The sequence below is a fragment of the Oryzihumus sp. genome (assembly GCF_036391795.1).
GTDB lineage: Bacteria > Actinomycetota > Actinomycetes > Actinomycetales > Dermatophilaceae > Oryzihumus.
This window is the reverse complement of the sequence record NZ_DASVZH010000189.1, coordinates 25,459-32,710: the sequence shown is the minus strand read 5'-3', so window position 1 is coordinate 32,710 and position 7,252 is coordinate 25,459. Positions and strand designations below refer to the sequence as shown.

Annotated in this window: 10 protein-coding genes; all 10 read left to right on the top strand. The window is 73.4% G+C overall.

What is annotated here, in order from left to right:
• Positions 1-558, top strand: a 558-nt coding sequence (locus tag VF825_RS11475; protein WP_331113340.1) for a Trp biosynthesis-associated membrane protein, incomplete at its 5' end; no start/stop codon positions are given.
• 111 nt (positions 559-669) lie between these two features.
• Positions 670-897: an HGxxPAAW family protein gene (locus VF825_RS11470; protein WP_331113338.1), complete on the top strand. Its 228-nt coding sequence runs from the start codon at positions 670-672 to the stop codon at positions 895-897.
• Between the two features lie 245 nt (positions 898-1,142).
• The gene (locus VF825_RS11465) at positions 1,143-1,472 is read left to right on the top strand and encodes a CD225/dispanin family protein (RefSeq protein WP_331113336.1); all 330 of its coding nucleotides are present in this window, start codon (positions 1,143-1,145) and stop codon (positions 1,470-1,472) included.
• Between the two features lie 45 nt (positions 1,473-1,517).
• Positions 1,518-1,937 carry a DUF2752 domain-containing protein gene (locus tag VF825_RS11460; RefSeq protein WP_331113334.1) on the top strand — a complete coding sequence of 140 codons (420 nt, stop codon included), beginning with the start codon at positions 1,518-1,520 and terminating at the stop codon, positions 1,935-1,937.
• A 71-nt stretch (positions 1,938-2,008) separates the two neighbouring features.
• Positions 2,009-2,824, top strand: coding sequence for an indole-3-glycerol phosphate synthase TrpC (trpC, locus tag VF825_RS11455; protein ID WP_331113332.1), 816 nt, complete (start codon positions 2,009-2,011; stop codon positions 2,822-2,824).
• Positions 2,824-4,095 carry a tryptophan synthase subunit beta gene (trpB, locus tag VF825_RS11450; RefSeq protein WP_331113330.1) on the top strand — a complete coding sequence of 424 codons (1,272 nt, stop codon included), beginning with the start codon at positions 2,824-2,826 and terminating at the stop codon, positions 4,093-4,095. The genes trpC and trpB overlap by 1 nt, the downstream gene beginning before the upstream one ends.
• Positions 4,089-4,901 carry a tryptophan synthase subunit alpha gene (gene trpA, locus VF825_RS11445; protein ID WP_414695830.1) on the top strand — a complete coding sequence of 271 codons (813 nt, stop codon included), beginning with the start codon at positions 4,089-4,091 and terminating at the stop codon, positions 4,899-4,901. The genes trpB and trpA overlap by 7 nt, the downstream gene beginning before the upstream one ends.
• A gap of 4 nt (positions 4,902-4,905) precedes the next feature.
• Positions 4,906-5,391, top strand: a complete 486-nt coding sequence (locus VF825_RS11440; RefSeq protein WP_331113326.1) for a MauE/DoxX family redox-associated membrane protein — start codon at positions 4,906-4,908, stop codon at positions 5,389-5,391.
• A complete protein-coding gene (locus tag VF825_RS11435) occupies positions 5,388-6,134 on the top strand; it encodes a DsbA family protein (protein ID WP_331113324.1) in 747 nt (248 codons plus the stop codon). Before VF825_RS11440 ends, VF825_RS11435 begins: the two co-directional genes overlap by 4 nt.
• A complete protein-coding gene (gene lgt / locus VF825_RS11430) occupies positions 6,131-7,153 on the top strand; it encodes a prolipoprotein diacylglyceryl transferase (RefSeq protein WP_331113322.1) in 1,023 nt (340 codons plus the stop codon). Before VF825_RS11435 ends, lgt begins: the two co-directional genes overlap by 4 nt.
• The last annotated feature ends 99 nt before the right edge of the window (positions 7,154-7,252 follow it).

Here is a 7,252-nt window from a genome sequence, read left to right as displayed (position 1 = left end):
ATGGTCCACGGCACCGGCTCGCAGGTGGCGCCCGGAGTCCTGGCGGCGGCCCTCGTCGGCGCGGCCTCGGCCGTCGCGGCGGCCACCGCCGGGCGGGTGGTGCGGGTGGTCGCGAGCGTCGCGGCGCTGCTCGCCGGCGTGCTCGCCCTCGTGGTCATCGGGATCGTGGTCGCCGACCCCGGGGCCGCGCTCGGCCGCCTCGCAGCCTCGAGCACCGGCCGCACCGGCTCGGTCCCCGCCCACGGCACGCTGACCGTGTGGGTGTGGGTCGCCGGGTTCGCCGCACTGGCCGTGGCCCTGGGCGGGCTGGCCGCCCTGGTCGGTGGCCGGCACTGGGCCGGCCTGTCCAGCCGGTACGACGCGCCGTCGCCCGCCGCTCCCGGTTCGCCTGCCGGCACGGGCCCCGAGGTCGGTGGCCCCGATGCAGGCAGCGCGGAGGCCGATGGCTCCGATGCCGGTGGCTCCGATGCCGGCGCGTCGCCGGCCCCCCGGCGCCCGCAGCGCGAGGTGTCCGCCTGGGAGCGGATCTCCCGGGGCGAGGACCCCACCCAGGAGTGAGCGTGAGTCGGCGGCAGTGAGCCCCGGCGCCGCCCGCCCGCTGTGCGGTCGGGCTCTCGACGCTGACACAATGTCCCCCAACGTCAGACCTGCACAAGGAGAAGAACCCTCATGGCCGAGCACGGACACGGACACAGCGTCGCTGCCTGGACCGCCGTCACCATCCTGCTGGTCGCGTCGGCGATCATGTCCCTGGCCGTCGTCCTCGCGTCCGTGTGGATGTTCGTCGCCGGTGGTGTCCTCGTCCTCGTCGGTGTCATCGCCGGCAAGGTGCTCGCGATGGCCGGCTTCGGCCAGCACAAGCCGGAGACCGCGGAGGGCACGACCGCGATCCGCTGACGCCACCGCCTGAACGACCTGACCGGACGCCCGGACCGCACCACGGTCCGGGCGTCCTGTCGTCCGGCCTCCTGTGGTCCCCGCGTCCGCCGTCCGTGCGTGCCGCCGTTCCCGCGCCCCAGCCGTCCTTGCGTGCCGCTGTCCGAAACCCCGCGTGTCTGGCGGACCTGTGCACCGCCTGTGCGACTAGGGTCTCGCGCAGATGCGCCAGACCGGGGCGCACCGACGAACAGGGGACCACCTCCATGTCCGACTACGGCCAGCCGCCGCCCCCTCCGCCGCCGCCCGCCCAGGGGATGCCCGGGCAGGGCCCCTTCGGGGCACCGCCGAAGAACTACCTGGTGCAGTCGATCCTCGCCTGTGTCCTGTGCTGCATACCCTTGGGCATCGTCGCGATCGTCTTCGCCACGCAGGTCAACACCAAGTGGCAGGCCGGTGACTACGCCGGCGCCCAGCAGGCCTCGCAGCGCGCGAAGACGTGGAGCATCGTCACGGCCGTGGTGGGCATCATCGCCGCCGCCGTCTACATTCCGTTCCAGATGAACGCCGCCAGGAACGGCATGGCCACCCACTAGCACCGCCACCGTCGCCCGGTGGCGACGGAGCCGGAGGAAGAGCCCGTGACCACACCTGCCGTACCGCGGTCGTGGCGCGGGCTCTTCCTGCCGTTGGCCGTTGGCGCGGCCGGGGCGGCGGCCACGGCATACCTGGCGGCGGTCGACCCGAACCAGCCCGGGCACTACCCGACCTGCCCCTTCCTGGCGGTCACGGGCTGGTACTGCCCCGGGTGCGGGGCGCTGCGGGCGATCCACGACCTGGCCCACCTCGACCTCGCCGGTGCGCTGGCCCGCAACCCGTTCGCGGTCCTGGTGGTGCCCTACCTGCTGATGTCGTGGGTGCTGTGGGTGGAGCGCACCGTGACCGGGCGGGTGCCGCGCCGGGTGGCCCCGGGCTGGTCGATCTGGCTGCTGCTGGGGGGCATCGTGGCGTTCTGGGTCCTGCGCAACGTGCCGGGCTGGACCGCGCTCTCCCCGGCCTGAGCCTCGCCGTTGCGAGCTGGCCCGCGCGGGGTCGATTCGGACGGACGGGATGGCGCGGCTAGCCTTGACGGGTGCCCAGCGTTCTTGACGAGATCATCGACGGTGTCCGGGAGGACCTCGCGGTCCGGCAGGCGCGCACGTCCCTGGACGAGCTCAAGGCCCGGGTCGCCCGGGTGGACCCGCCCAAGGACGGGTTCGCGGCGCTGAGCGCCGCCGGGGGAGTCAAGGTGATCGCCGAGGTCAAGCGCTCCAGCCCGAGCAAGGGCGCGCTGGCGATGATCGCGGACCCGGCCGGCCTGGCCGCCGACTACGCCGCCGGTGGCGCGAGCGTGATCAGCGTGCTGACCGAGCAGCGCCGCTTCGGCGGCAGCCTCGAGGACCTCGCGGCGGTGCGCGCCGCGGTCGACGTCCCGGTGCTGCGCAAGGACTTCATGGTCTCCTCCTACCAGCTGTGGGAGGCGCGGGCCTGGGGGGCCGACGTCATCCTGCTGATCGTCGCCGCCCTCGACCAGGACACCCTCGTCGGCCTGCGGGAGCGGGCCGAGTCCCTCGGCATGACCGCTCTCGTGGAGGTCCACGACGAGGAGGAGACCGAGCGCGCGGTCGCCGCCGGCGCGCGCGTCATCGGCGTCAACGCCCGCAACCTCAAGACCCTCGAGGTCGACCGGTCGACCTTTGCGCGGATCGCCCCGACGATCCCCGCCGGCATCGTCAAGGTCGCCGAGTCCGGCGTCCGCGGCCCGCACGACGTCCTGGAGTACGCCCGCTCGGGCGCCGGCGCCGTGCTCGTGGGGGAGAGCCTCGTGACCGGCGGCCACCCGCGCGAGGCCGTGGCCGACCTGATCGCCGCAGGGGCCCACCCGGCCCTGCGCAAGCAAGGAGTGTGATGAGCCAGTCCCAGCCCTCGCACCGCGAGGGGCGCTTCGGCGCGTATGGCGGTCGCTTCGTCCCCGAGGCCCTCGTGGCTGCGCTCGAGCAGCTCGACGAGGCGCGGAAGAAGGCCGCGGTCGACCCCGCCTTCCAGGGGGAGCTCGAGCGCCTGCACCGGACCTACACCGGCCGGCCGAGCCTCATCACGGAGGTGCCGCGGTTCGCCGAGCACGCCGGCGGTGCACGCATCCTGCTCAAGCGCGAGGACCTCAACCACACCGGCTCGCACAAGATCAACAACGTGCTCGGCCAGGCGCTGCTGACCAAGCGGATGGGCAAGAGCCGGATCATCGCCGAGACCGGTGCCGGCCAGCACGGCGTCGCCAGCGCGACCGCAGCGGCGCTGCTCGGGTTGTCCTGCACCGTCTACATGGGCGAGAAGGACACCAGGCGGCAGGCGCTGAACGTCGCCCGCATGCGACTCCTCGGCGCCGAGGTGGTGCCCGTCTCGACCGGCAGCGCCACGCTCAAGGACGCGATCAACGAGGCCATGCGCGACTGGGTGACCAACGTCGCCGACACGCACTACCTCATCGGCACTGTCACCGGGCCGCACCCGTTCCCCGAGATGGTGCGCGACTTCCACCGGATCATCGGCGTCGAGGCCCGGGCCCAGGTGCTCGACCTCGTCGGGCGGCTGCCCGACGCGGTCTGCGCCTGCGTCGGCGGCGGCTCCAACGCGATGGGCATCTTCCACCGCTTCATCGACGACGCCTCCGTGCGTCTGGTCGGGCTCGAGGCCGGCGGCGAGGGCGTCGACACCGGCCACCACGCCGCGCGGTTCAGCACCGGGGTGCCGGGCGTGCTGCACGGCGCCTACACCTACGTCCTCCAGGACGAGGACGGCCAGACGCTGGAGTCGCACTCGGTCTCGGCCGGGCTGGACTACCCCAGCGTCGGACCGGAGCACTCGTTCCTCAAGGACTCCGGGCGCGCCGAGTACTACCCGGTGACCGACAGCGAGGCGATGGACGCGTTCGCGCTGCTGTGCCGCACCGAGGGGATCATCCCGGCGATCGAGAGCGCCCACGCCCTCGCCGGTGCCCTCAGGATCGGCCGGGAGCTCGGGCCCGACGGCATCGTGCTGGTCAACCTCTCCGGCCGGGGGGACAAGGACGTCGACACCGCCGCGCGCTGGTTCGGGCTCATCAGCGAGGAGGAGCTGGTCGAGGCGGAGCAGCTCAAGGCGGAGGAACCGGTCGAGCAGGCCGAGGGGAGTGGCTGGTGAGCAGCGTCGCGCAGGTCCTGGAGCGGACCCGGGCCGAGGGGCGTGCGGCCCTGGTCGGCTACCTGCCGGTCGGCTACCCGGACGTGCCGGGCTCGATCGAGGCCATGGTCGCCATGGTCGAGGCCGGGGTGGACATCGTCGAGATCGGCGTGCCCTACACCGACCCGCTCATGGACGGCCCGGTCATCCAGCACGCGGTGGACGCCGCACTCAAGGGCGGCACCCGCCTGGCCGACGTGTTCACCGCCGTCCGGGCGGTGGCCGACGCCGGGGCCCCGGCGCTGGTCATGACCTACTGGAACCCGGTGCTGCGCTACGGCGTGGACCGGTTCGCCGCGGACCTCGCGGCGGCCGGCGGCGCCGGGCTCATCACCCCCGACCTCATCCCCGACGAGGGCCAGGAGTGGATCGACGCCTCGACGCGGCACGACCTCGACCGGGTCTTCCTCGTCGCGCCGAGCTCCACCGACGAGCGCCTGCGCAGCACCGCGGCGGCCTGCCGCGGCTTCGTCTACGCCACCGCGGTCATGGGGGTCACCGGCGCCCGGGCGGCGGTCGGTGACGCCGCCGAGGAGCTCGTCACCCGCGCCCGGGCCGCGACCGACATGCCGGTCTGCGTCGGGCTCGGCGTCTCCACCGGAGCCCAGGCGGCCGAGGTCGGCGCCTTCGCCGACGGCGTCATCGTCGGGTCCGCCCTGGTGCGCGCCCTGTCCGACGCCGAGGCCTCCGGCGACCGGGCCGGCGGCATCGCCGCCCTGCGTGACCTCGCTGCAGAGCTGGCCGCCGGTGTCCGCAAGGGTCGCTGAGGCCGTGGCGTCCCGGCGGGGGGAGCGGCGGGCCGACCTGGTGGGCCTCGTGGCCCGGCTCGCCCTCGGTGGCGTGCTGGTGGTCGCCGGCGGCCTCAAGGTTGCCGCGCCGGCCCAGTCGGCGATGGCGGTGCGGGCCTACCAGCTGCTGCCCTACGACCTCGCCGGACTCATCGGGCACGGCCTGCCGGTGTTCGAGATCATCCTCGGGCTGCTGCTGCTGGCCGGGCTGTTCACCCGGGTCGCTGCGGTGCTCGGCGGGCTGCTCATGGTCGCGTTCGAGATCGGCATCATCTCGGCGTGGGCCCGCGGCCTGTCCATCGACTGCGGCTGCTTCGGCGGCGGGGGAACCATCGCAGCCTCCCAGACGCACTACCTCTCGGAAGTCCTCCGCGACGCCGGGCTGCTGCTCTGCGCCGCGTGGCTGACCGTCCGGCCACGCACCGCGTACGGCCTCGACCACCGTCTGTTCGGACAGGAGCACGCATGACCTCGCGACCCGACGCCTCGGCCAAGCTCAAGGCCGCCGCGCCGAAGCAGGGCCCCAACCGCATCCTCATCGGGGGCGTCGTCGCCGCCGTCGCGATCCTCGGCATCGTGCTCGCCGTGATCCTCGGGAGCAGCAGCGGCGGCTCGGGTGGGGCCAGCAGCGCCTCGGCGTTGCCCCAGGGCGCCACCGGCACCGGCGGCGGCATCGTCGCCAACGCCTCGACCGCCAAGGCGGGCGCCCCGACCCTGGACCTCTACGAGGACTTCCAGTGCCCTGTGTGCGGCAAGCTCGAGCAGGTCTTCGGCCAGCAGATCGCCTCGATGGCCAAGGCCGGCGACATCAAGCTGGTCGTGCACATGATGAGCTTCCTCGACGCCAAGCTCGGCAACGACTCCTCGGTGCGCGCGGCCGCCGCGGCGGCGTGCGCCGCCGACCAGGGCAAGTTCCTCGACTACCACGGCGTGGTCTACGCCAACCAGCCCGCCCAGGAGGGTGCCGGCTACACCGATGCCGACCTCATGGGCTTCGCCAGCAAGGCGGGCATCAGCGGCTCGGCGTTGACCTCGTGGACGAAGTGCTTCGACGCCAAGACCCACATGGGCTACGCCAAGGACGTCGAGACCGCGGCCGAGAAGGCCGGCGTCTTCTCCACGCCCACGCTGAAGCTCAACGGCAAGGACCTGCCGCTGCAGCAGCTCTCGCAGCAGTACCTCACCGACCAGGTCAAGGCAGCCACGAAGTGACCACCGCCCTGGCAGCGAGCATCCCCAGCCCGACGCAGGGCGTGTGGTACCTCGGGTTCTTCCCGATCCGCGCCTACGCGATGTGCATCCTGGCCGGCATCGTCGTCGCCGTCTGGATCACCCAGCGCCGTCTGGAGGACCGCGGTGGCAAGCCCGGCCAGGCGCTGGACGTCGCGGCCTGGGCGGTGCCGTTCGGCATCGTGGGCGGCCGGCTCTACCACCTGGCGACCTCGTGGCAGCCCTACTTCGGACCGGGCGGCCACCCGATGGACGCGTTCAAGGTCTGGAACGGTGGCCTCGGCATCTGGGGCGCGGTCGCGCTCGGCGCGGTCGGGGTGTGGATCGGGTGCCGGCGCCAGCAGATCCGGTTCGTCGACTACATCGACGCCGCAGCGCCGGCGGTGGCCGTCGCGCAGGCGTTCGGCCGCTGGGGCAACTGGTTCAACAACGAGCTCTACGGCGGGCGCACCTCGCTGCCGTGGGGCCTGGAGATCCACCAGTGGGACCAGGCGGCCGGCAAGGCGGTCGTCGACGCCTCCGGCAAGCCCGTCGTCCTCGGCACGTTCCAGCCGACCTTCCTCTACGAGTCGCTGTGGTGCCTGCTGCTGGCCCTGGCGATCGTGCTCGTCGAGCGCCGGCTGCGCGCCGCCGGCCGCCCGCTCGCCCCGGGCCGGGTCTTCGCGCTCTACGTCATGCTCTACACCGCCGGACGGCTGGTCATCGAGCTGATGCGCACCGACGAGGCCAACCACATCCTCGGCCTGCGTCTCAACGTGTGGACCTCCGTGATCGTGTTCCTCTTCGGCGTGGCGCTGTGGTGGCGCTTCGGCCGGCGGGCTGCGGCCACCGCAGAGGCGACCGGGACCGGCGCCACGGAGGCGAGCCCGGAGCGGGCCGCGGCCGAGGACCCCGAGGTCAGCGCGGGGGAGGCGACCGTGCCCGCGGGACCGGGGACCCGGCATACCCCAGACGCGGCGGCGCGTGCTGCGGACCGGGGTTCGTCTCACGATCCGGACTGATCTGTCCCAGCTGTCAGGACATCGCCACTGTCGGCTATCCTGCTCGGACCACGCTGGCCAACGCCGTCCAGCCGGTGCCCGAGTGCTCCTCGCGACAGT

Coding starts and splice junctions, on each gene's coding strand:
- VF825_RS11470 (WP_331113338.1), top strand. CDS start 670: ATGGCCGAGCACGGACACGGACACAGCGTCGCTGCCTGGACCGCCGTC.
- VF825_RS11465 (WP_331113336.1), top strand. CDS start 1,143: ATGTCCGACTACGGCCAGCCGCCGCCCCCTCCGCCGCCGCCCGCCCAG.
- trpB (WP_331113330.1), top strand. CDS start 2,824: ATGAGCCAGTCCCAGCCCTCGCACCGCGAGGGGCGCTTCGGCGCGTAT.
- VF825_RS11435 (WP_331113324.1), top strand. CDS start 5,388: ATGACCTCGCGACCCGACGCCTCGGCCAAGCTCAAGGCCGCCGCGCCG.